Raw genomic sequence first — 21,857 nt, 5'->3', positions numbered from 1 at the left:
TTCACGATTTGCCACTCGTCGCTTTCTTTAACAGCGAAACATCATTTAGCCCACGAACAATAGGGATGTTTCAGCAAATTCGCGTTCGCATAACGACGATCATGGCTGACTTCTTCCCCGAGCCACGCAGGTCGTTCAAACACCTGATCTTCGGATTGCAATTCCACCTCCGCCACTACCAAGCCGGCGTTGTCACCAAAAAATTCATCGACTTCCCAGATCAGATCCCCGGCAGCAATGCGATAACGGTTTTTCTCTATCAAGGGTTGTTGGCATACCTGATCAAGTAAGGCCTGCGCATCCGCCAAAGGAATCGCATATTCCCATTCCCCACAGGCTATGCCGGTCGACAAGCCTTTAATCGTCAGCGCCGCAGCATCACCGTCAATCCGCACGCGCACGATACGTCCCGGCTCAGCACTGATATACCCCTGACGCAAATAAGTTGCCACGCCCTGCTGCTTCCACTCATCGCCAACGACGAGAAACTTACGCTCTATTTCTATACCCATGTGCTTTTAACCTTATGCATGTTCATCGTCCCGAACCATTATTTTCCCTGCTTTTAGCGTTGAAGAAGGCAATGCACGAAAAAAAACACCGCGCAAATACTGCCGGTGTCTTTTTTTATCAAATTAAACTTGATCAACTATTCAATGAAGTTAGAATCGGTTGCAACATCGCCTCACCCAGTTTGATACTGCGGGCGCTGTCCCATCCGGTTTCTGCATCCGGCAAATTCGCATTGTCTTTGAACGGTAATTCCAGTGTCAGTGATACGCATTTAAATGTGTGACCAATATACTTAGAAGCCAATTTCAACATGTCTTCATTGTATTTCGACGCCTCGTAACCAAACTTGGTCTGAAAATCAGGGCTGGCAGCGCAGAAGCTATCGACAAATACTTGCTGCTCTTTTGCCTGCTTCTCGGTGAAGCCTTCGATCATCTCACTACCTGCCACAAATACATATGGCAAAGCCTCGTCGCCATGAATATCCAGGAACAGATCGCAACCGGTTTCATTAATCTTGTTTTTTACGTGGAATACTTCCGGACTGGTTTCCAGTGATGGCGTCATCCATTCGCGGTTCAGATTAGCACCGGCAGCATTCGTGCGCAGATTGCCGCGCGCAGCGCCGTCAGGATTCATATTCGGCACGATATACAATACCGCCTTATCCAGAATACTGCGGGCAATTGGGTTAGCCGTATCCAGCAAGGCGCCCAGCAGTCCTTCGACCAGCCACTCCGCCATCGTTTCGCCAGGATGTTGACGGGCAATAATCCAGATCTTTTTCTCAGCCGCAGGATCGCCAACCACCACCACATTCAGATCGCGCCCATCAACGGTATTTCCCAGATCCACGACTTCAACCAATGGTGAATGCTGAACACTGCTCAGTAAATCGAGGTGACGTTCCCAACTGTATGGCTCGAAATAAGCGTAATACACGCTATCGTATTCAGGCGTATGACGTATCGTCATCACCTTACCATCAAATTCCGTATCGACACGGAACCAGGTTTCACGGTCATAACTTGCCACCGCACGATAATTTTCCCAACCCTTAGCATAAGTCGCCTCGCCCGCATTCAGAATACGCATCACTGTTTCCTGATGACGCGCACCTTGCAAACGGAAATGAAACCATTGCCAGATATCGGCATGTGAATCTTTACGCAACTTCAGTTCGATCGTATCTGCCTCTTCTGCCTTCACCACTTCGATCGCTCCCGCGTCGAAATTCTGACTGATTTTTATGGTCATAAATATGTATGTTGTGTAGTTTTATTCCCCACCGCAGCGCCAATTCACGTCAACAACATCAGGAATTCACGCATACGACCTGTGTGACTGTATTTTTACAGCTTTTCAGGAAATATGAAAATATTTTAGTCAAATATTCAAAATAAATTGTTAAATTCTTTCGGGGATTTTCTGCAAAACGACACTGACAAGCATGGTAAAAACGCCATTCATGCACTATAATCTTTGGCTCGGAGTCGGGGCGTAGCGCAGCCTGGTAGCGTACGTGCATGGGGTGCACGGGGTCGTGTGTTCGAATCACACCGTCCCGACCAATAAAATCAAGGACTTAGGCCAATCATGCGATTGGCCTTTTTTCTTTCTGAGGAATGTACACAAACAGATTTTTCTTCTTTTTCCGACGAAATGAAGTTAGCCAAGGCTTCCGTTAGTTCAATAACCTCATAAGGAAGATGCTGGCACATTAATCGATATCGGCCAGCTTTTCTTTGCGTCATGGGAATGTCATGTCCAAACCGATCAGGCGGCTAAGGACGAAGGTAATCAGCCCCAAGCCCAGCAGCAACAGCATGAAAACTACGACCACCTTGCCGCCCGTGCGCAGCACTGCGCGCATCTCCGCTGCACTGTCTTTCTGCTTCTGTCCTTGATCGTAATGCCATTTGATGGCGAAAAACATGCCTGTACCAAGCACGAGAAGTTTAAATATCACGAAGACTATTGGGGTCCAATCCATCATTTTGCGTATTTCCAGGCTATTACTTAACAGTATTTATCGTAAAAGGCGCGACCTTAAAACGCTGCGTTAGCCATTACACTTTTTGCTTGCCCATTTCATCAGGCATTCAGTTTGAATTGTTATTCGATTTATCGATAACACGAGGCGCCTAAAGCGCAGTGATAGGCCGAATAGTGCCGAATAGAAACGAATGCAGATGAAAGATGAAAAAAGAGAAAACCTTAACGACTGTCATGCAAGCGCAGCATTACTGCACGCACTCAGGCATACTACTTCAAAACAATTTTCATACCTTGAGACAAAATGTCTCAGTTGAAAAACGTACAATAAGAAAAGTACCTATCTGCTTACCAGGATTCGCAGTACACAGTGCGCCACGCCTGATGAAGATGGCGCATTCGTCGCAGATCAACCGATCTTGAGCTCGTCACAGCTGGTACGTGCAGCACGCAGCGTGAGCATCATTCGAGAGTTCAATGAATGTAGTCGCACATTACTTCACTGCTTGAGTGTTTATTTATCATGATCTCAAGCGGGAAGATGAGCCGACCGCAAACACCTCTATCTTTTTTCAGGCGAAATTCGTTCGGAAATCCGAATATCAACACCAATCATTTTCCGGAAAACCGATCCTCTCGCGTATTTACACCTAAAAATTACCTATATAAATCAATAGCTTATAGATTATTTAGTAGTGGCATGATCTGTGCGATAGAAACACCAGCCTCGCACTCGCGCGGCCAACAAATAAATAACGGAGACAAACCCATGAGTGCAGTAAGAACTCACATGGAGCACGGCCAGTCCGGTAACAGCAAAACCCTTATCAACAGCGACAACATCGGCCGCGTGTACTGGCAAAACGCGACATCACTGTCGTCGATGTTCATCGTACTGGAGAAATCGTGCTCAAACGCAAAATGATAAGCCTTGGGCAACATGCTGAAATTCATCGCCCCGAAGTGCTGATCGCGCCACCAATGATCCCGAATATGACCGTCTGAAGTCCACTTCACGTCAAAACAATAGGAAGCCATTATGAAATTGAACAAATTAACGACGCTGATCATGGTTGCCATGGTATTCGGCATCATTGTCGGCTATGCATGCAACACCCTCGCTACAAGCCCTGCTCAAGCCAAGGAAATAGCCTCTTACTTCAGCATACTGACCGATATTTTTCTGCGCCTGATCAAGATGATTATCGCCCCGCTGATTTTCGCCACTCTGGTTTCAGGTCTGGCTGGCATGGGTGATACGAACGCAGTCGGTCGTATCGGTGCCAAAGCTCTGGGCTGGTTCGTCGGTGCGTCGCTTTGCTCGCTGGCGCTGGGTCTCGTCTTCGCGAATTTATTGCATCCCGGTCTGAATCTCGGCATTCCTTTGCCGGAAGTCGGTAGTTCTGTTGGCTTAAAAACCAGTGCGCTGAATCTGAAGGATTTCATTACCCACGTTTTCCCTAAGAATATTTTTGAGGCAATGGCAGCGAATGAAATTCTGCAGATCCTTGTATTTGCGGTGTTCTTCGGTGTGGCACTTGGTCATATTCATAATCAATCCGCCCGCAGTCTGGTTAAAACACTGGAAGAAGTCGGCCATGTCATGCTCAAGGTCACCGATTACGTGATGCGTTTTGCGCCCGTCGGCGTCTTTGGTGCTGTTGCTGGCATTATCACGACGCAAGGTCTGGGCATGTTGATGGTTTTCGGAAAGCTGCTGATCAGTTTCTATGTCACGCTGGGCGCTCTTTGGCTGGTGCTGATTCTGGCTGGTTACTTCGTACTGGGTAAGGAAGTTTTCCGCCTGATCAAACTGATTCGCAGCCCGATGCTGTTAGGTTTTTCTACCGCCAGCAGCGAATCGGCCTATCCGAAATTAATGGAGCAACTTGAAAAATTCGGCATCCGTGACCGCATCACTGGTTTTGTACTGCCGCTCGGTTACTCGTTTAACCTTGACGGTTCAATGATTTATACCACCTTCGCAGCGCTGTTTGTCGCCCAGGCTTACGGTATCGAACTGAGTATCACCACGCAGATCGCCATGCTATTGGTACTGATGATCTCCAGCAAGGGCATTGCCGGTGTACCGCGTGCCTCGCTGGTTGTAGTCGCCGCAGTATTGCCGATGTTCAACCTGCCGGAGGCGGGTTTGCTGCTGGTTCTCGGCATTGATCACTTCCTCGACATGGGACGCACTGCCACCAATGTGCTTGGCAACGCAATTGCCACCGCCGTCGTCGCCAAGTGGGAAAATGCGATAGACAATGTCGACAATTCCCTGGCTGAAGCAGACGAAGCATTACCTATCACAGATGATCTGGTGATGACTAAAGCATCCTGATTTTTACTTGCTCTCTGGTTCAGTACGGTCTTTTGGACTGAACCAGAGAGCAACACCCGATCAGTCCTGTAATACCTGATTTTAGGGAGTGAACGACGAAAAGTTACACCTCTTTCTTGCGTTCGTTTCGACTGCAATACCCTCATCAGGCTGGCCGGCATCAGAAAAAATGGCTCCGTTTTTTAGTTTCCGCCATAGAGCTAATCACAGAACCAACAACGACCAGAGAGTGCCGCCTGTTTGTCAATCATGGTCGCAAATTCCTCTATAATAGGCCGCCGAACCACCCCGCCACCATGTCCAGTCATCGTCCCCTACGCTACCTGTTGCTTCTGATATCGCTCATCATCCTGATGGTAATGAGTGGATTTGGCGCGTATCGCATTGCCCAGCAACTAGGTCTGGCCGACCTGCAAACCACGGGTTTGCATCGCCTTGATCTGTACAGCGCCAGCCTGGAACGTGAAATCGGTAAATACGCATTTCTTCCCGGCACGCTGGGTCTGGAGCGTGACGTTCTGGCCTTGCTGGAAAAGAGTAACCATGACAAGTCGGGTAAGCTGGAGCCGCAGGTCAACGCTTACCTTGAGCAACTCAACGAGCGTGCCGGCACGCTTTCTATCTATTTAATCGATACCAACGGGCATGTCGTTGCCTCCAGCAATTGGCGTCGTGCTGACAGTTTCGTCGGCGAAGAGCTTGCGTTTCGCCCGTATTTTCGTGAGGCGATGGAAAGCGGTCATGGCCGCTTCTTTGGTATTGGGACAACCCGCGGCGAGCCCGGCTATTACCTGGCCTCGAAGCTGACTGACGATACTAAGACGCTGGGCGTTGCCGTCATCAAAGTCAGCCTGGAACAACTTGAAAAATCGTGGACTACCGTCGAAACCCCTGCCATGGTCAGCGATGAAAATGGCGTCGTCATCCTCGGTTCGGTCGCCAACTGGAAATTCACGACTCTGCGTCCACTGGAAGAAAAGACCCGCACAGCCTTCGATCAGACGCAGCAATACAATCGGCGCGCCCTGAAGCCCTTAGGCTTGAAAGAGTTGCGCGAACTCGATCACGGCGCAAGACTGGTCAGCATTGCGAAGGATAGTCCTGAGATCGCCTCGGTCTATCCAGTAGCTGGTCGTTTTCTGGCGCAATCACGACCATTACCCGGCACACCATGGACGCTGACCGTACTTTCGCATCTGAAACAGGTCGATGATATTGCACAAAGCCGTGCCGCGGTTGCAGTTGTCGTCACCGCACTACTCTTCATGTTTGGTCTGATGGCCAATGAACGACGTCGTCATCTGAAGGATAGGCTGGCTGCCCGCGAAGCGCTGCAACAAGCGCATGACGAGCTGGAGCGCAAGGTAAATGAACGCACTGCTGACCTGTCCGCAACCAATCTCCAGTTACAGGACGAAATTACGGAACGCATACGCGCCGAGCGCACATTGCGTGCCGCACAGGATGAACTGGTGCAGGCTGGCAAGCTGGCGGTAATCGGGCAACTATCGACGGGCATCGCACATGAACTTAACCAACCACTGGCTGCCCTGCGCACACTCTCAGGCAATGGCGTGCGCTTCCTGGATCGCGGCGATTTCAATACTGTTCGCACTAATCTCGAAAGAATTGCCCAACTGACGGATCGCATGGGTCTGATTACCGGCCAACTGCGTACCTTTGCCCGCAAGTCCAGCGGTCAGTTACAGGCGGTTCCGCTATGTAATGCCCTGGACAATTCGTTGGCACTGCTTGAGCAGCGCTTGATTCATGCCAATGCCGAGGTTCGCCGTTACTGCCTACTGCCCGAACCAGTCGCGCTGTGCGATGTTAACCGACTGGAGCAAGTATTAATCAATCTGATCGGTAACGCACTTGATGCCATGGAAGGTCAACCCTCGCCCGTTATTGAGCTTGGCTGTGAATCAATCGGTCAACAAGCCCGCCTGACGGTGCGCGACCACGGACCAGGGCTGAACGACGCGGCCCTGAGCCATTTGTTCGAAGCGTTTTTCACCACGAAACAGGCCGGTGGCGGACTGGGCCTGGGACTGACGATCTCTGCCGACATTATTCGCGATTTCGGTGGCACCCTGACCGGTACCAACCATCCCGAAGGTGGTGCTCTGTTCACATTAGAAATCCCTCTCATAAACAAGGCTGGGCAACATGAGTGAAGTTCTGAAAGTACTGATCATCGAGGATGACCCTGACGTCGCACTTGGCTGCGAACAGGCATTACAACTCGAAGGCATTGCCGTCGAATGTGTCAGCAGCGCCGAGCAGGCACGCCGCCGGCTGAGTCGTGACTTTCGCGGTGTCGTCGTCAGCGACATCCGGCTACCTAAAATGGATGGCATGAGCTTCCTGCGTGAGACGCTCAACATTGACCCGGAATTGCCAGTAGTTCTGATCACCGGACATGGTGACATTTTAATGGCCGTGCAAGCGATGAAAGATGGTGCACACGATTTCATCCAGAAACCTTTCGCTCCGGAATATCTGGTCGAAGTCGTGCGCCGGGCGCTGGAAAAACGTCGCCTTGTAATGGAAGTGCGCGATCTGCGGCGTCAACTCGACCAACGCGACCTGCTCGAAGGAAAAATGATAGGCCGCGCGCCATCAATGCAAAAAATCCGCGACATGGTCGCCCGCCTCGCCGACAGTGCAGCTGATGTACTGATTCACGGTGAAACCGGGACTGGCAAAGAACTCGTCGCCCGTTGCCTGCATGAAGCCAGCTCGCGCCGACACGGTAACTTCGTCGCCATCAACTGTGGCGGGCTGCCGGAAACCTTATTTGACAGCGAAATTTTCGGCCACGAAGCTGGCGCATATACCGGTGCTGCAAAAAAACGTATCGGTAAAATTGAGCACGCCAGCGGTGGCACGCTGTTCCTTGATGAAATCGAGAGCATGCCGCTCGCCATGCAAATCAAATTGCTTCGCGTACTGCAGGAACGCACCCTGGAACGTTTGGGCTCGAACACACCGATAGCAATTGACTGCCGCGTCATTGCCGCGACCAAAACTGACTTAGTCGAACTGGCCGCCACTGGCGCCTTCCGTAACGATCTGTATTACCGCCTTAGCGTCGCCACACTGGATCTGCCGCCACTACGCGAGCGACGTGAAGATATACCGCTGCTTTTCGAACATTTCCTGCTGCTGGGTGCCGCACGCCATCAACGCGCGGTACCGGAGACAACAGCCAACCGCATTCGCCAATTAGTCGGTTATGGCTGGCCGGGAAACATCCGCGAACTTCGGAACGTTGCTGATCGCTGCGTTCTCGGTATAGAGAGCGGCTCACCACCTTTTGGCCAACCACAAACAGACGGCGCAATATCACTAGCCGAGACCGTCGATGCCTTCGAACGAGCGCTGATCGCCGATGCCCTGCACCGCCACCGCAGCCTCGCGCGCACGGCAGAAGCACTGGGCGTCGCAAAAACAACACTGCACGACAAGATAAAAAAATACGGACTGGATGGAAATTAAAGGCAGTGAATAAAGGCAGTTAAGCAAAGGCGACGCCTGCTGATCCGGCCACTCACATTTACTAAGGCCTTTCAAATCACGTCTCGACAGACTCGTCTGACTGCCCCGCTAATTGTCAAACACCGTTAAGCATTAACAAAAAGTAACAGTGCAAGCGAAGGCCTTTTAATATCATGGAAGATTACCCGACCGTGTAATGGAAGACTATGTTGCAGCACAGGACTCAGATATGGCATGAAACTCTGCGTAATCACCCACGAGGTCTGGTTGTTAACACCGCGGCGATTCTCGGTGCCACTTTAATTGTCGGCCATACGCACTCGCACTGGTTCTGGCTCTGGGTTGTCATTTCTCTGGGTGTTTCCGCTGCGCGGTATGGTATTTATGTGTATTGCGGTCATTTCATCAAACAGCACTCAGCGCAAGCCTTACCAAAGCATCAGATAGTCCTGCTTCACTTGTCAATTTTAAGTGCTGCTATCAACTGGATGATCGTTGCCTGGATAGGCATTCCTGAATTTCAGGCAAAAGATAAATTCGCCATACTGATTATTATTTCCGCCCTTGCAGGAGGCGCAACCGGCACGCTGGCATCGTTAAAAATCACAGGCAAAATTTATATCGCGCTGCTGATTATCCCTGCATCCTTACGAATGTTGTTGATGGACGACCCGAGCTTATCCGTTCTTGCAATACTCGGATTTATTTTTGCCTGGGTCATGATGAGCAGCCATCAGAATAATTTCAGGCTACTCGAGCGTTCCTTGCATCTGGCAAGAAGCAACGAAGATCTGATCTCTCAGCTATCCGTCAAAAATACAGAAATCAGCAACATTAATTCAGAGCTGGAACAAACCGTTGAAGACAGAACCAAGGAATTGCAATACCTGGCAAATCACGATCTGTTGACATCCCTGTTGAACCGACGTGGATTAGCGGAGCAATCTTATCAGCCTAAGCCAGTAATACATCACCAGTTATTTCTGTTCATTGACCTTGACCGCTTTAAACATATTAACGACGGATTAGGCCATGACTGGGGCGATCTGTTGTTACAAGCGGTAGCACATCGCCTGAAAGAATTGGTGGATGAGCTGGCAGCCGAATGTGGCGCCTGCCATCACTCAGTTTGTCGCTGGGGAGGTGACGAATTTGCAGTGCACTTTATCTGCGAAACGTTCTCTGCAAAAGACGTACATCCTGCTTGCCACTATCTGCAGGTAATGTTGTCGCAACCTTACCAGATCAATGGTCGCCAATTACATATCGGAGCCAGTATTGGCGTCTTTGAAAAATGCGGCGAAAAACTGACCAACATTGCTGATGCGGTGAGCTGCGCAGATATGGCTGCGTCAGAAGCCAAACGTTTAGGTCGTGGCAGGATTGTATTTTATTCTGAGGTACTGGCAGATATTCAGCGGCGCCGGCTGGCGCTATCGATTGCACTGGCAAATGTGCACAAAGACGGTTCTTTGAAACTGCTTTTTCAACCTATTGTCGCGGCAAAATCAACAGAAGTTGTTGCGTTGGAAGCTTTACTTCGATGGACGTGTGCTGAAATTGGCCCCGTTTCTCCCGATGAGTTTATTCCTCTGGCGGAGGAGTCCGATCATATTATCAACATCGGCAAATGGGTACTCCAGCAAGCATGTTCTGCAGCCAAAGCCTGGCAAGACAAAAACGATGATCACATTGCCCCAAAAGTCGCAGTGAACACATCGATCCGACAATTGATACAAGCATCGTTTGCCAATGAGGTACAAGCTATCCTGAAAAATACAGGGCTTGGTGCCGATCGTCTGGTGATTGAGGTTACCGAAAGTGTTTTCGATGAACAGAATATGCAGCAGGCCCTGATCAGCCTGCTTGCTTTGCATGAGATGGGAGTAGAAATACACCTTGATGATTTTGGCACTGGCTATTCGTCGCTGTCACGTTTGCACGAGTTCCCGATCGATGCCATCAAAATCGATAAGAGCTTCGTCATGTCAGCAGATGAAAAATCTCTGGCGGTTGTTGAAGGAGCGCTGCTGATTGCCAAAAAATTTGGATTGAAAGTGATAGCGGAAGGTGTAGAGTCCGCCCAGCAACGTGAAAAATTAATGGTACTTGGGGTTGACGAATTACAAGGCTATTTCTTCGGAAAACCGACAGAAATAGCAACACTGTCATTGACAGAGACTAGCGTGTCCAAGCTGACAAACAACGCATAGTGATCGAACCGCCACGATTCCATTTCATTGACTACGTTGAGCCTTACTTTAAGCTCTTCCTAGTTTTTAAATCTACGCTTTTAAATAACAATTTCAAAATAAAAAAGCCTGATCTTTACAGATCAGGCTTTGCAGAGACATAAAAGATTCTTAATGCGAAAGTGCAGCCTCCCCCGCCATACGACGAAGACGACGCGCGGGTTCGGTTCGCTTCATTTGCTTGCGATTCTCATTCGTCAGAGAATTCGCCCCGCGTAAGCTGGTCAGAACCCGGCAGACTGTTTCTCGGGTTGAATGCACAATCTCCGCCATATTCCCCAAACTCGGCAAAGTATCCGAGGCAAATTCGCTGAATACCTGATTGGCATCTGGCTTCAGCATATGCAGCAAGCGTTTGACACGTTCGTCCACCGTACCAGTTCTCAGACTGACAACCTGACGGCAGCGAATATGGTTGGTAGCAATCGTTTTCATCAGTAAGGCCGTCATTGCCTTATCATCAGCGACATCGACCGGCTGCAATTTTACCGGCGTAATTGCCCGGACTTGCAGTGTTTCGCTCACCCCTGAAAAACACTCGACACCCAACAAATCGCCGGGTAACGCCAATCGCACAAAATTGATTTTGCTTTCGTCTGACTCATCCACACTATTGATACGTACCGTGCCAGATTCTATACGCCACAAGGCGCTTAACTCATTCATTGTTAAGACCTGACGCGGCAGCAAATACCGCTCAGATCTGTTCATTATGCTGGATTGCATAAGATCTCCGTAAAATTAACAAATGATGTATTTGCTCGAATTATTTTTCGTCGTCGTGATCTCTGGCACTTTGCGCCTCGAACCACAAAGCATTAACGACTGCCAGCAATACCGCCATCGACGTTCCCAACATCCAACTGAAATACCACATAATGATTCCTTTCTGAGTGCGCTTAATACAGCGACTTGCTATTCGCCTGAATATTGGCAACCGTAACTTTTCCACGCATGACGCGGTAAGCCCAGCTGGTGTAGCCGACGACAATTGGCGTCATCACCAGTGCAACCCAAAACATAATGTTCAGCGTACGCTGACTGGAGACGCAATCCCAAACCGTCAGACTGTGATCAGGATGTGAACTGGATGGCAGCACAAATGGGAAAATCGCGGAGCCTGCCATCAGAATAATGCCGGCACAAGCAATACCACTGCCGATAAAAGCGATACCGCCACGGCGTGCCAGCGTTGCGATCAATCCAAGTGCAATTCCCGCATAGGCAAGGCCAACCAGCAAAAAGATCAGCGGATAACGTTCATAGTTACTCCACCATCCGCCTGTCTGATGCAACACCGTTTTTGTCAACGGTGAAATGCCTTCACCAACGAGTATGTCTGAGGTGATCCGGTAACCTTCCATCCCGGAAACCATGACACCCGCCACCGTCAATACCAATGCAAGCACTAAGGCACTGACCATACTGACGCGACGGGCGCGCTGCGCAATTTGTTGTTCGGTGCGTAATTGCAGATAGTTCGCGCCGTGAAATACCAGCAGCGTCAGACTGGCAACGCCGCACAGCAATGTGAATGGCGTAAACAATACCCAGAAACTGCCGGTATAAACGGGAAGCATATTGTCTTCAAAGTGAAATGGAACACCTTTAATGACATTTCCTATCGCTACCCCAAATACCAGTGAAGGCACTGCACCACCGACAAACAAGCCCCAATCCCAGGCCGTGCGCCAGCGTAGATCGGCAACTTTACTGCGATAGTCGAAACCAACCGGACGGAAAAACATGGCCCACAATACGGCCATCAGGGCAAAATAAAACCCGGAAAATGCTGTTGCATAGACCAGTGGCCATGCGGCAAAGATCGCGCCGCCAGCAGTAATAAACCAGACCTGATTACCATCCCAATGTGGCCCTACCGTATTAATAATGACGCGGCGCTCATCATCATTGCGACCGATGAACGGCAACAGTGTGCCGACACCCATGTCATGCCCATCCATAATGGCAAAGCCGATCAACAGTACGCACACCAGCAACCACCAGATTAATTTCAGTAATGTGTAGTCAAGCATGTCACACCTCTTTTGAAGACAAAGCGGCCGCATAGACGGGCGCATTCACACCAGTAGCGCCGGCGTCAGGATTGGCTGATTCCAGGGCATATTTCCCGGTACCGAGACTTGATGGTCCAAGCCGCACGTATTTCAGCATCAGATACACCTCGGCAATCAGCAACAAGGTATAGAACAGCAAGAAGCCACCAAGTGAAAACAGCACATCGTTTCCGCTTAATGCCGACGTCGACAAATGCGTCGGCAACATCCCCTGCACTGTCCATGGCTGGCGCCCGTATTCAGCAACAAACCATCCCATTTCGCAGGCAATCCACGGCAGCGGCACACTCCATACGGCCCATTTCAACAACCATGGACGAGACCCTATGCGATTCCGTGCCGCCGACCAGAACGCTACCGCAATCAGCGCCAGCATGGCAAAAGCAACAGCAACCATGATGCGGAAAGTCCAGAACATAGGCGTCACTTTAGGGAAAGCATCGCGCAAGGCTTGGGCTTTCATTTCTGGCGTTGCCAGACGTACGTCAGAGATATATTTTTTTAACAGTAAGCCATAACCCAGATCTGCCTGCACCGCTTTAAAGTAAGCCAGCTTTTCAGCATTTTTGGGATCTTTGCGCAAAGCCTCCAACGCAGTAACAGCGACGATGCCACGCTCGATGCGACTCGCAATCTTCACCTCCAAGGCATCAATACCGGGAATGACCTTGTCGACGCTGCGAGTGCCGATCAGCCCCAGAACATAAGGTATGCGTATCTCTGCATGATTCGTTTTATTGACTTCATCAGGAATACCAAACAGCGTCAGGCCCGCTGGAGCCTCTTCCGTTTTCCACATACCTTCCATCGCTGCCATTTTTGTTTCCTGGGTTTCAGCAGCGGTATAACCAGACTCATCTCCAAGCACAATGACCGATAAGACCGATGCCAATCCAAAGGCAGCAGCGATGCGAAATGAACGCAAGGCAAATGCTGTGTCCCTCTTCTTAAGCAGATACCAACTGCTGATGGATAAAACAAAGATCGAACCTGTGACATAACCAGCGCTGATGGTATGCACAAATTTTGCTTGCGCTACAGGATTAAAAATCACGTCGGTGAAACTGCTTAACTCCATGCGCAGGGTCACAGGATTAAACTCGGCACCGACAGGATTCTGCATCCAGCCATTCGCAATCAATATCAGTAATGCAGACAAATTTGATCCGATCGCAGTCAGGTAAGTGACGCTGAGATGCCCGACCTTACTCAACCTGTCCCATCCAAAAAAGAACAGCCCGACGAAAGTGGATTCCAGAAAGAAAGCCAGCAAGCCTTCTATCGCCAACGGCGCACCAAAAATATCACCGACGTAATGCGAGTAATAAGCCCAGTTGGTACCGAATTGAAATTCCATCGTCAACCCGGTGGTCACACCAAGCGCGAAATTAATACCGAATAATTTTCCCCAAAATTTGGTCATGTCACGATAAATTGTTTTGCCCGTCATCACATAGACGGTCTCCATAATGGCCAGTAACAGAGACAAACCCAGCGTCAGGGGGACAAATAAAAAATGGTATAAGGCGGTGGCAGCGAACTGTAGCCGCGACAAATCCACCAAAGATTCTGAAATCATTGCTTTTCCTTTGCATCTGTTTCATTTCCGTTGAGATCGCCTGCTCTGCTTTGCTGATCTTTAGTTGCTGGCAACATGCGTTCTTCCATACCGTGCACCGCTGCATCTGCTGGCAAACGTTGTGGAAAAAAAGCAGCTTTAATTGAAAAAAGCAGTACCAGCTTGAACAGCAACACCAGAATAATTTCCCGCTTTAGTTTCAATTTCTGCGAACGATGCGGGGTCTCAGGAGTATCAGTCTTTGATACTCCTGCTGTATTTTGCAAAGACATAACCTGTCTCCGGAAATGAGATAAAAATCGGAAGTAAGCTACCTGCCACAATCACGACGAGAGCCAATATTGATGGCAGGCGCGTCATGACAGTCTGGTGGTATTACTTCTTTCTGAAGATGACGGTAGTGCTCCACAACATCAGAAAACCGATATCGTGAAACAGAACGTCATCTGGAATCAGAAGGCGGCGGGAGGTGCGCGAACGGAAGGTACCAGCCACGCAATTTTTTTTGCGACGGCCAGCGTTTGAAAAGAGAAAAACTGACTTTCACTGATCGTGACAGGGAAAGTAAATTCAGGAACGGGAGGTAATGCAAAAGAAGCCGCATTCGTCAGACAATAAGCACAATGCTCGAAATGCGCGGCATCAGAGACATCGGCGGGCTTGACGCTCGTTTTTTCGAGTACGGCCCCGGCAGGGGAAAATAAAACCCAGCTCAATCCATTCGATGCACAAATTTCTTTCCATTCGCCCGCTTGAATACTGCTTTTAGCCGATGAATGACTGATGGCCTGCGAAGCCAACGGCATCAGAGAATTCAACAGAATCGCCAGAATGGCGACCCAGCTAAAACCCTTACTGCGTCGACGATTTCGCATAAAAAATGAAATAAAAAGTAAATCCACAGGATAGTGTACGCGCTCAAATGAAGGATTATTTGATCTGGCGCATACAGCCGTTCAGCAAATCAGAAGAAATCAATCTACGGTATTGCGTCGGATAACGAATACGTAATCCAGCGCCAACATCAACAACATAGAAATCCCTACCAGAGGGAAGATGATACCGCCCGCCATCAACAATATAAAAACAACTTTTAACGCGCGGCGATTGGCTGGTAACGGTGGAATTCCTATCGTCCCAGCGGGACGCCGCTTCCACCACATCACAGCAGACGAAATACAGATCAGCACGATTGCACAACAAACCGCCAGCATCAGCAGTTGATTCGTCAGACCAAATTCCTGCCCCAGATGAACATTGATGCCCCACTCCAGCCCTTTACCAACCGGACCGTAATCGGCAAAACTCATATCAAGTAACACCTGTCCGGAGAACTGGTCAAGATGAACGACTCTTTGCTTTGCAAGGTCGTTTGGATAGACAGAACCGGTGAACACACTAGTGGCAGTGACTGGTAAATTGATCGCATAGGTTTTCGCAAGACCCAGTTGATCAAAAATAGAAACCGCTTTATCAAGACTGATCTGAGTATGCATAGTTGCATCGCTTGCAGGATGGACATGAGTAGCGGAAACAGGTGCTTTCGCTTGCTCCAGTGACCACGCAACAGGGGCAACATGATTGATATGTTCGTCCGACATGGGTACGCTGACGCGCACGCCAGCGGGATAACCAAAGTTGCTGCCATTAGCCCACTGATTCACTTTGTCGCCCCACACTATCGACCACGGCATGCCAGTGACGGCGAGGAAAAGAATAAATACCCCGGCGATGATTCCGGTAACGGCATGCACATCACGCCAAAACACGCGCTGAGACGGCACACCACGCACCTTGAGTACGCCATCCAGTGACGATGTGTTTTGCCTCGGCCACCACAAATAGGTGCCAGTGATCACCAGCAAAATACACCACCCCGCAGCCACTTCAATCATGCCATTGGCGATCGGGCCAAAATATGCGAGGCTGTGCAGTCGCCGTATTGTCCACGATACAGTACTCCGATTCGGCATACGCCCTAACACCGTACCACGATAGGGATCAACGAAGATGGCCATCACATCACCACCATCACCTTTAATATCCACCTCAGCAGAGCCGGATTCAATGGCAGGAGGAACATAGCGCAAGGCCTGACCGGGATAGGCCGCTAACGCCGTCTGCACAATATGTTCATGTGAATGCGGCGATCCGGCCGTCGCTTTAACGATCTTGATGTCGCGATAAATATAATCATCAATCTCGGTGTGGAATAAATAGATAGCTCCCGTTACAGCCAATATCAGCATAAACGGCAGCACCAGTAAGCCTGCGTAAAAATGCCAACGCCACACCGCCCGGTAAACATCGATAGGTCGCGTTGCAGAAAAAAATGTACTCATGCGGTATCTATTAAAATTAGTTAGCAGCTATCAGGTCTGCCTGATCACCGTATAGAAAAACACTGATCAGGCAGATCATTTCACTTAAAACTTCATATTGGCAGAAAGATAGAATGCCCGGCCGTCACCAGGAGAATGACGTGTCTGATCGTTAATCCACACATATTCGTAGTAACGATTAGCCAGATTTTTCACCTGGAATTCCAACTCTACCGATGAGGTGAATTTGTATTTAGCACCGACATTAAACAACGCGTAAGCACCATATTTACTTCCAGTGTTCGCCGTGGTCAGATAATAATCGCCCTGCCCGTTGCCTGATACGGATAACTGCAATGCCGGCGTGACCTGAACATCATAGCCAGCGGAAAATATATATCCGGGTACGTGGTCAATTTCTTTACCTGCCGTTATTGGTGCAGTTGGGTCTGGCACAACAATTTTTGAACGTTGGTGTGAATAGGAAAACCATGCGCTGCTATATTGGTCAGGATGGATATTTACCTGCAAGTCTATACCGCTGCGTCTGGTGCTGCCGACGTTTTCAGAATCGCCGGATGGATCATTCAAACGGCGCTTTACTTCATCCGATGCACTTTGTTCCCACACAGAAAAGCGACCATTTATCCAGCTGGCTGGTGCCAGTTTAACGCCAGCTTCCCAGCCATCATTAATCGACGGGCGCAAATCATTTTTATTCGATTTGTATGCTGCAGCACCCGCTCCAATCTGGAATGTCCGCCCCCAATTGCCATAGATACTGGCTGAGTGCAATGGCGAGTACACGATGCTCAGTTTGGGCTGTCCAATCACCCCATAATCCTGAATACCGTAGTGCACATTTTTGGATACGTCAGTAAAACTGCCATCAAATTTATCCACGCGATACGCAGGAATAATTTTTAAGGTATCCGTTGCCTGAATGGCGGCCTGAATATATGCCCCGTAATTATTCAGCGTAAATTTTTGATCTCGGGTCGTCGTCACCCTTACCTTGTTCGACGTACTGTAACGCGGACTTTTATCATCCTGATGTTCAGCATTGACGCCCGCCTCAATCGCCAGATCTTTCAACCAATCGGTTAATGCAAGACCTGGGCGATACGTCACAGAATTCAGAATGCCGACATGCGTTTCATCGATAACACGTTCCTGTTGCGATGTTGTACTGGAATAGCGTAACCAGCGCTGATCTTTTATCTGATTCAGATACACCTTTGTCGCCAGCGATGTTTTATCTGTAGGATCAGCATCAATATGGACGCTTAATTGATTCATCTGACGATTGCCACCTTCAGACTGTGCATAAGGATACGATATCGTCGGACGAGTATAAGCATCTGCTGCCGTCAGGTAACCGGCTTCATCTCCATTACTTTCTGTATGACGCGCAATGATGCCAAATCGCATACGAGCATCATCAGTGGTGTAAAACCATTTGCCACCCACGGTGGATTTTTCAAAGGTCGCGTTATCACGATATCCGGCTGATTTCAGATAACCGGCAAAATAATTCTGCGACCAGTTATTGCTTTCCCATCCTTTAGCGAGCTGAACCTCTTTTGTATCAAAGCTGCCGTAAGTCACCCGCGCATCGTTGTAGTTGCCACCGCTACGAGTAACGATATTCGCATTTCCGGCGATATTGTGCAGTCCATAACGTGGATCATTCGTTCCACGTACGACCTCAATCGATCTGATTTCTAACGGAAATAACATGTCCAGCAGTTGCATGCCGCCGCCATTATCATTACTCGGCACACCATCGATCAGCAGCTTGACCGCATTCACTTCACCTTCACCATTGAATCCGCGGAAAGACAACTTGCCTGATTCACTCCCTTGCCTGAACTGGGTCATCATCACACCAGGTGCTTTACTGAAGAGCTCCCACGTATTCACTACCTGTTGGGTCTGTATCAGATCGGAACCAAGAATATCGACGGAACTGAGGACACTTTTTGCCGCTATCGGGCCAATTTTTTGGCCGCTGATTTCGACTTTACCAATTTCCATTGCTGAATCATTGAGCCCGCCACCGCTATTGCCTACAGTTTCCGCTGAGGCGGTGGTAATACCGACAGGAGTAAATAAACTCGCAATAACAAGCGCACAAGTCCTTAAAACAGGAAGGGAAAATCGCTCTGAATGAGCTTGATGAATTAAACGGTTAGCAGACGATGTACAGAAAAACATAAAGATCCTTGGTCACAATAGTGCTCACCCGTTGCCCTGAAAAGGTAAGACGGGTTTTAACTTACGAGTACAGCGGATGTCGCACGCTTCAGCGAAAACATTCAGTTGTCTGTCGTAAATTGCGTATCAGGTAGAAAGATGTACGCCGGGATGCATTTAGCATCACAATCAGCAGCGTACAAACAATGCTGAGGTGTCATGGCGACAGAATGAATGTGCAAACGGATAGAAACAGAATGACATCTGCTCGAATCACAAAAAATTCAATAATAGTCGCGAAGACAATCAGCCAATCAATCAGCCGATAACAGGAGGAGCGCGCGGATGCGCATGTAACCAGGAAAATAATAGCTTAGGGGAATGGTAAAACAGGAAAGGCAGCAAGGCGTGGCCAACAGGCACCATCCACCGCACAGACAGATCAACCGGCAACGCAAATGTTCCGGCATGCGTCGCACAAAATGAACATTGTTTAAACTGGTGATGCGTAGTATCGGGAGAAGACTTACTGAGCAGAACTTGCTCGGCCGGAAGAAATTTTGTTCCGGCAGCAGAGCATATTTCTACCATCTCTTGTGGGGAGATTGCTTTTGAAACGGCATAATCCAATGACGGTAGCAGCGCATTCAAAAAGATCGCAATACATGCGATCCAGATGCTCTTTTCATACCAGTTTCGATTGATTATTCCAAGTTTCATGTCAGTATTATAATTCAACATAACGCATTTTATAACTCAGCTTAGCACTCAGATCATCGTCCGCGCGACAAAACAGTACGACGACGATGCCGCGCTTCCATCTTCGTAGCATGATGCGTATTTAAGAGCGGCTCTATGTCAACGCTCATGCAATAATGTCCCGAAACAGTAAACGTCCTCAATCGCCAATCATTCTTCCTTTTCATTTATGCATATTCTTTTAGTCGAAGACGATCCGGTGCTGGCAGAAGGCATCTCTCAGATGTTACGCGAGCATGGCATGTTGGTGGATGTCGCCCGCAATGGTAAAGATGCCTGTTTTATCTCTCAGGAACAAAAAATCTCGGTCATGATTTTGGATATCGGCTTGCCGGATATGGATGGTTTTGATGTACTGCATCACATACGGAAAATTCAGCGTAATAATTTTCCCGTCCTGATGTTGACTGCAAGAGATGCGATCATGGATCGCGTCAAAGGCTTTGAAATGGGAGCCGATGATTATCTCGTCAAACCTTTTTCGACGTTGGAATTAGTCGCACGTTTAAAGGCCTTGGTCCGACGATCATCCCCTGCTTCGGTCGGAATCAGGCTTGGTCTGCTTCATCTTGACTCACAAACGAAGCGGGCTGCAGTTGATGGTCAGGTCATCGATTTATCTGCACGTGAATGGACAATACTTGAATATCTGCTTAAAAATGAAAACCGTGTCGTGTCCAAACAGCAGATCATCGATGCCATCTTGCTGCATGACGGAGATATTTCGCTCAACGCAATTGAAGTCTATGTCTCACGGATACGCTTAAAGCTCAACAACGCTAAGGTGATGATCCGCACAATTCGTGGCTTTGGCTATATGCTGGAAGAGGAAAAGTGAAACTGATGAGTTCCGGACAGCCAAGCATTCGTCGCAGTCTATTAGGATGGTTAATCATTCCCCTTTTATTAGTGAATTTCATCGGCGGCGGTCTTGTGTACTGGCTTGCATGGGAGCCGGCTCAACTTGCGTTTGACCAAAGTCTGGCTGATACATGCTGGGCACTGGCGACCCGGTTAAATAAAACAGAAGCTGGCATCAGCGTAGATCTGCCCTCTTCTGTAGAGCAGGTACTAAGGGTTGATCATATCAACACCATCTATTTTGCGATCCGCAATCAAAAAAATCAGACGCTGGCTGGCGATTCCGACTTTCCGACTCTGGCTCAGCCGGAGAATCTCGACGAACCTCATTTTTCAAACGGCAAAATGCGTGGAGAAGAGATCCGTATCATTAATATTAAATTTTCAGCCGGCGATCAGGATGTCGTCATTTATGCTGGCGAAACGCTAAAAAAGCGTAATGCGATCCGTACCAGAATATTGACAGCGTTAATATTTATCGAAGGAGCTTTAACCTTTTTACTTCTGGGCGTGGTGTGGATCGCGGTAACAAAAGGTTTGTTACCGCTGAAGAAAATACAGGCGGATCTGAATCAACGCGATTTTGATGCGTTGTCAGCGATCCCGGTTGAAGAGAACGCGCTGGAACTTGGTGCTGTGGTAACGGCCATTAACCGTTTGCTCAAAAAAATAGAAATCGGGTCCAATGCCCAACAAGAGTTTCTGGCCAATATTGCGCATCAGTTACGCACGCCTTTAGCCGGATTAAAAGCACAAATCGAATGGCTACAGGACAAATATGCGAGCGAGACAACAACAGCCAGATCCATCTCGTTAATGATGATTTCAACCGAACGGATGATACGGCAAACAAATCAGTTGCTTTCACTCGCAAGAGCAGAACCAAGTAAATTTGAACGAAAACGACTAGAGCCCGTATCGCTCGATATGATCGTGACTGATTGCATTCCTCATTTTCTGGGCACGGCTGATAAAAAAAATATCGACTTAGGTTTTGAGCTTGCTCCGACGCGTATTTCCGGCGATGCTTTCTTACTGCGCGATCTGATAGAAAATCTGATCGATAACGCGATCAGTTATACCCCAGAGGGTGGAGTCGTCACGGTCAACACCTTTACCGAAGGCGAACAAGTAATTTTTTCCGTTGAAGATAACGGCCCGGGCATACCTGAGGCAGAGAGAGAATTGATTTTTCACCGTCACTATCGCATCTACGAAGGAACAGGTGAACGTGTCAAAGGGAACGGTATCGGACTGGCAATCGTTGCCGACATTGTCAAAGATCATAATGCGCAAATCACGATCAGTGACGCCGAAGCAGGAGGTACCATATTTTCGGTTCACTTTCCGGCAATTCGCGATAATGAATGACGGCTAAAAAATAGCGGTTATATTTTTACTTGTCAGGATTTTGTCAGCAAACTGTCATGTTTTTGACAGTTTGCATTTGCATAATGG

19 protein-coding genes and 1 tRNA gene are annotated in these 21,857 nt (G+C 48.8%); 8 read left to right on the top strand and 12 right to left on the bottom strand.

The features are described from left to right. Positions 1 to 41 precede the first annotated feature (41 nt). The gene (locus H8K29_RS09165; RefSeq protein WP_186897337.1) at positions 42 to 512 is read right to left on the bottom strand and encodes a CYTH domain-containing protein; all 471 of its coding nucleotides are present in this window, start codon (positions 510 to 512) and stop codon (positions 42 to 44) included. Positions 513 to 645: 133 nt separating this feature from the next. After that, a complete protein-coding gene (locus tag H8K29_RS09160; RefSeq protein ID WP_186897336.1) occupies positions 646 to 1,770 on the bottom strand; it encodes a carboxypeptidase family protein in 1,125 nt (374 codons plus the stop codon). Positions 1,771 to 2,007: 237 nt separating this feature from the next. Between H8K29_RS09160 and H8K29_RS09155 the strand changes: the two genes are divergently transcribed. Continuing rightward, positions 2,008 to 2,084 (top strand) — tRNA-Pro (locus tag H8K29_RS09155). A 179-nt stretch (positions 2,085 to 2,263) separates the two neighbouring features. On the opposite strand, the gene H8K29_RS09150 is transcribed toward H8K29_RS09155, so the two are convergent. Then, a complete protein-coding gene (locus tag H8K29_RS09150) occupies positions 2,264 to 2,509 on the bottom strand; it encodes a hypothetical protein (protein ID WP_186897335.1) in 246 nt (81 codons plus the stop codon). A gap of 768 nt (positions 2,510 to 3,277) precedes the next feature. On the opposite strand from H8K29_RS09150, the gene H8K29_RS09145 reads away from it, so the two are divergent. The 5 genes from H8K29_RS09145 to H8K29_RS09125 all read left to right on the top strand — a co-directional run bounded on the left by H8K29_RS09145 (position 3,278) and on the right by H8K29_RS09125 (position 10,566). Continuing rightward, positions 3,278 to 3,433 carry a hypothetical protein gene (locus H8K29_RS09145; RefSeq protein WP_186897334.1) on the top strand — a complete coding sequence of 52 codons (156 nt, stop codon included), beginning with the start codon at positions 3,278 to 3,280 and terminating at the stop codon, positions 3,431 to 3,433. Positions 3,434 to 3,547: 114 nt separating this feature from the next. Then, entirely contained in the window at positions 3,548 to 4,852 is a 1,305-nt protein-coding gene (locus H8K29_RS09140) for a dicarboxylate/amino acid:cation symporter (protein WP_186897333.1), read from the top strand. Positions 4,853 to 5,148: 296 nt separating this feature from the next. Further along, positions 5,149 to 7,029, top strand: coding sequence for an ATP-binding protein (locus H8K29_RS09135; RefSeq protein ID WP_186897332.1), 1,881 nt, complete (start codon positions 5,149 to 5,151; stop codon positions 7,027 to 7,029). After that, positions 7,022 to 8,353, top strand: coding sequence for a sigma-54 dependent transcriptional regulator (locus tag H8K29_RS09130; protein ID WP_186897331.1), 1,332 nt, complete (start codon positions 7,022 to 7,024; stop codon positions 8,351 to 8,353). Before H8K29_RS09135 ends, H8K29_RS09130 begins: the two co-directional genes overlap by 8 nt. Positions 8,354 to 8,559: 206 nt before the next feature. Then, positions 8,560 to 10,566, top strand: coding sequence for a bifunctional diguanylate cyclase/phosphodiesterase (locus H8K29_RS09125; RefSeq protein ID WP_186897330.1), 2,007 nt, complete (start codon positions 8,560 to 8,562; stop codon positions 10,564 to 10,566). Positions 10,567 to 10,716: 150 nt separating this feature from the next. Here the strand turns inward: H8K29_RS09125 and H8K29_RS09120 are convergent, their stop codons facing one another. The 9 genes from H8K29_RS09120 to H8K29_RS09080 all read right to left on the bottom strand — a co-directional run bounded on the left by H8K29_RS09120 (position 10,717) and on the right by H8K29_RS09080 (position 19,520). Next, on the bottom strand, positions 10,717 to 11,331 hold the full coding sequence (locus tag H8K29_RS09120) for a Crp/Fnr family transcriptional regulator (protein WP_186897329.1): 615 nt from the start codon (positions 11,329 to 11,331) through the stop codon (positions 10,717 to 10,719). Positions 11,332 to 11,371: 40 nt separating this feature from the next. Further along, positions 11,372 to 11,482 (bottom strand): cytochrome bd-I oxidase subunit CydX, encoded by a 111-nt coding sequence (cydX, locus tag H8K29_RS09115; protein ID WP_186897328.1) that lies wholly within the window; start codon positions 11,480 to 11,482, stop codon positions 11,372 to 11,374. Between the two features lie 22 nt (positions 11,483 to 11,504). Further along, positions 11,505 to 12,641 carry a cytochrome d ubiquinol oxidase subunit II gene (gene cydB, locus H8K29_RS09110; RefSeq protein WP_186897327.1) on the bottom strand — a complete coding sequence of 379 codons (1,137 nt, stop codon included), beginning with the start codon at positions 12,639 to 12,641 and terminating at the stop codon, positions 11,505 to 11,507. 1 nt (position 12,642) lies between these two features. After that, on the bottom strand, positions 12,643 to 14,262 hold the full coding sequence (locus H8K29_RS09105; protein ID WP_186897326.1) for a cytochrome ubiquinol oxidase subunit I: 1,620 nt from the start codon (positions 14,260 to 14,262) through the stop codon (positions 12,643 to 12,645). Further along, the gene (gene cydP, locus H8K29_RS09100) at positions 14,259 to 14,534 is read right to left on the bottom strand and encodes a cytochrome oxidase putative small subunit CydP (protein ID WP_186897325.1); all 276 of its coding nucleotides are present in this window, start codon (positions 14,532 to 14,534) and stop codon (positions 14,259 to 14,261) included. The genes H8K29_RS09105 and cydP overlap by 4 nt, the downstream gene beginning before the upstream one ends. Before the next feature lie 180 nt (positions 14,535 to 14,714). Next, positions 14,715 to 15,137 carry a DUF2946 domain-containing protein gene (locus H8K29_RS09095; RefSeq protein WP_186897324.1) on the bottom strand — a complete coding sequence of 141 codons (423 nt, stop codon included), beginning with the start codon at positions 15,135 to 15,137 and terminating at the stop codon, positions 14,715 to 14,717. Between the two features lie 99 nt (positions 15,138 to 15,236). Further along, on the bottom strand, positions 15,237 to 16,604 hold the full coding sequence (locus H8K29_RS09090; RefSeq protein WP_186897323.1) for a PepSY domain-containing protein: 1,368 nt from the start codon (positions 16,602 to 16,604) through the stop codon (positions 15,237 to 15,239). Between the two features lie 84 nt (positions 16,605 to 16,688). Continuing rightward, a complete protein-coding gene (locus tag H8K29_RS09085; RefSeq protein ID WP_255423316.1) occupies positions 16,689 to 18,620 on the bottom strand; it encodes a TonB-dependent receptor in 1,932 nt (643 codons plus the stop codon). A gap of 477 nt (positions 18,621 to 19,097) precedes the next feature. Beyond that, the gene (locus H8K29_RS09080) at positions 19,098 to 19,520 is read right to left on the bottom strand and encodes a DUF2946 domain-containing protein (RefSeq protein WP_186897321.1); all 423 of its coding nucleotides are present in this window, start codon (positions 19,518 to 19,520) and stop codon (positions 19,098 to 19,100) included. Positions 19,521 to 19,707: 187 nt separating this feature from the next. On the opposite strand from H8K29_RS09080, the gene H8K29_RS09075 reads away from it, so the two are divergent. Together H8K29_RS09075 and H8K29_RS09070 are read left to right on the top strand one after the other, a co-directional pair. Further along, positions 19,708 to 20,376: a response regulator transcription factor gene (locus tag H8K29_RS09075; RefSeq protein ID WP_186897320.1), complete on the top strand. Its 669-nt coding sequence runs from the start codon at positions 19,708 to 19,710 to the stop codon at positions 20,374 to 20,376. A 5-nt stretch (positions 20,377 to 20,381) separates the two neighbouring features. Further along, a complete protein-coding gene (locus tag H8K29_RS09070) occupies positions 20,382 to 21,770 on the top strand; it encodes a sensor histidine kinase (protein WP_186897319.1) in 1,389 nt (462 codons plus the stop codon). Positions 21,771 to 21,857 lie beyond the last annotated feature (87 nt).

The organism is Undibacterium sp. CY21W, assembly GCF_014284265.1.
GTDB classification, from domain to species: Bacteria; Pseudomonadota; Gammaproteobacteria; order Burkholderiales; family Burkholderiaceae_D; genus Undibacterium; species Undibacterium aquatile.
Note: the sequence above shows the minus strand (reverse complement) of the source record. Positions and strands in the feature narration are given on the sequence as shown.

Excerpts from the sequence above, each read along its gene's own strand:
- H8K29_RS09070 (WP_186897319.1), top strand. The coding sequence starts at position 20,382 with ATGAGTTCCGGACAGCCAAGCATTCGTCGCAGTCTATTAGGATGGTTA.
- H8K29_RS09135 (WP_186897332.1), top strand. The coding sequence starts at position 5,149 with ATGTCCAGTCATCGTCCCCTACGCTACCTGTTGCTTCTGATATCGCTC.
- H8K29_RS09095 (WP_186897324.1), bottom strand. The coding sequence starts at position 15,137 with ATGCGAAATCGTCGACGCAGTAAGGGTTTTAGCTGGGTCGCCATTCTG.
- cydB (WP_186897327.1), bottom strand. The coding sequence starts at position 12,641 with ATGCTTGACTACACATTACTGAAATTAATCTGGTGGTTGCTGGTGTGC.
- H8K29_RS09075 (WP_186897320.1), top strand. The coding sequence starts at position 19,708 with ATGCATATTCTTTTAGTCGAAGACGATCCGGTGCTGGCAGAAGGCATC.
- H8K29_RS09125 (WP_186897330.1), top strand. The coding sequence starts at position 8,560 with ATGTTGCAGCACAGGACTCAGATATGGCATGAAACTCTGCGTAATCAC.
- H8K29_RS09165 (WP_186897337.1), bottom strand. The coding sequence starts at position 512 with ATGGGTATAGAAATAGAGCGTAAGTTTCTCGTCGTTGGCGATGAGTGG.
- H8K29_RS09160 (WP_186897336.1), bottom strand. The coding sequence starts at position 1,770 with ATGACCATAAAAATCAGTCAGAATTTCGACGCGGGAGCGATCGAAGTG.
- H8K29_RS09120 (WP_186897329.1), bottom strand. The coding sequence starts at position 11,331 with ATGCAATCCAGCATAATGAACAGATCTGAGCGGTATTTGCTGCCGCGT.
- H8K29_RS09080 (WP_186897321.1), bottom strand. The coding sequence starts at position 19,520 with ATGTTGAATTATAATACTGACATGAAACTTGGAATAATCAATCGAAAC.
- H8K29_RS09140 (WP_186897333.1), top strand. The coding sequence starts at position 3,548 with ATGAAATTGAACAAATTAACGACGCTGATCATGGTTGCCATGGTATTC.
- H8K29_RS09145 (WP_186897334.1), top strand. The coding sequence starts at position 3,278 with ATGAGTGCAGTAAGAACTCACATGGAGCACGGCCAGTCCGGTAACAGC.
- H8K29_RS09105 (WP_186897326.1), bottom strand. The coding sequence starts at position 14,262 with ATGATTTCAGAATCTTTGGTGGATTTGTCGCGGCTACAGTTCGCTGCC.
- H8K29_RS09150 (WP_186897335.1), bottom strand. The coding sequence starts at position 2,509 with ATGATGGATTGGACCCCAATAGTCTTCGTGATATTTAAACTTCTCGTG.
- cydX (WP_186897328.1), bottom strand. The coding sequence starts at position 11,482 with ATGTGGTATTTCAGTTGGATGTTGGGAACGTCGATGGCGGTATTGCTG.
- H8K29_RS09085 (WP_255423316.1), bottom strand. The coding sequence starts at position 18,620 with ATGGAAATTGGTAAAGTCGAAATCAGCGGCCAAAAAATTGGCCCGATA.
- H8K29_RS09090 (WP_186897323.1), bottom strand. The coding sequence starts at position 16,604 with ATGAGTACATTTTTTTCTGCAACGCGACCTATCGATGTTTACCGGGCG.
- cydP (WP_186897325.1), bottom strand. The coding sequence starts at position 14,534 with ATGTCTTTGCAAAATACAGCAGGAGTATCAAAGACTGATACTCCTGAG.
- H8K29_RS09130 (WP_186897331.1), top strand. The coding sequence starts at position 7,022 with ATGAGTGAAGTTCTGAAAGTACTGATCATCGAGGATGACCCTGACGTC.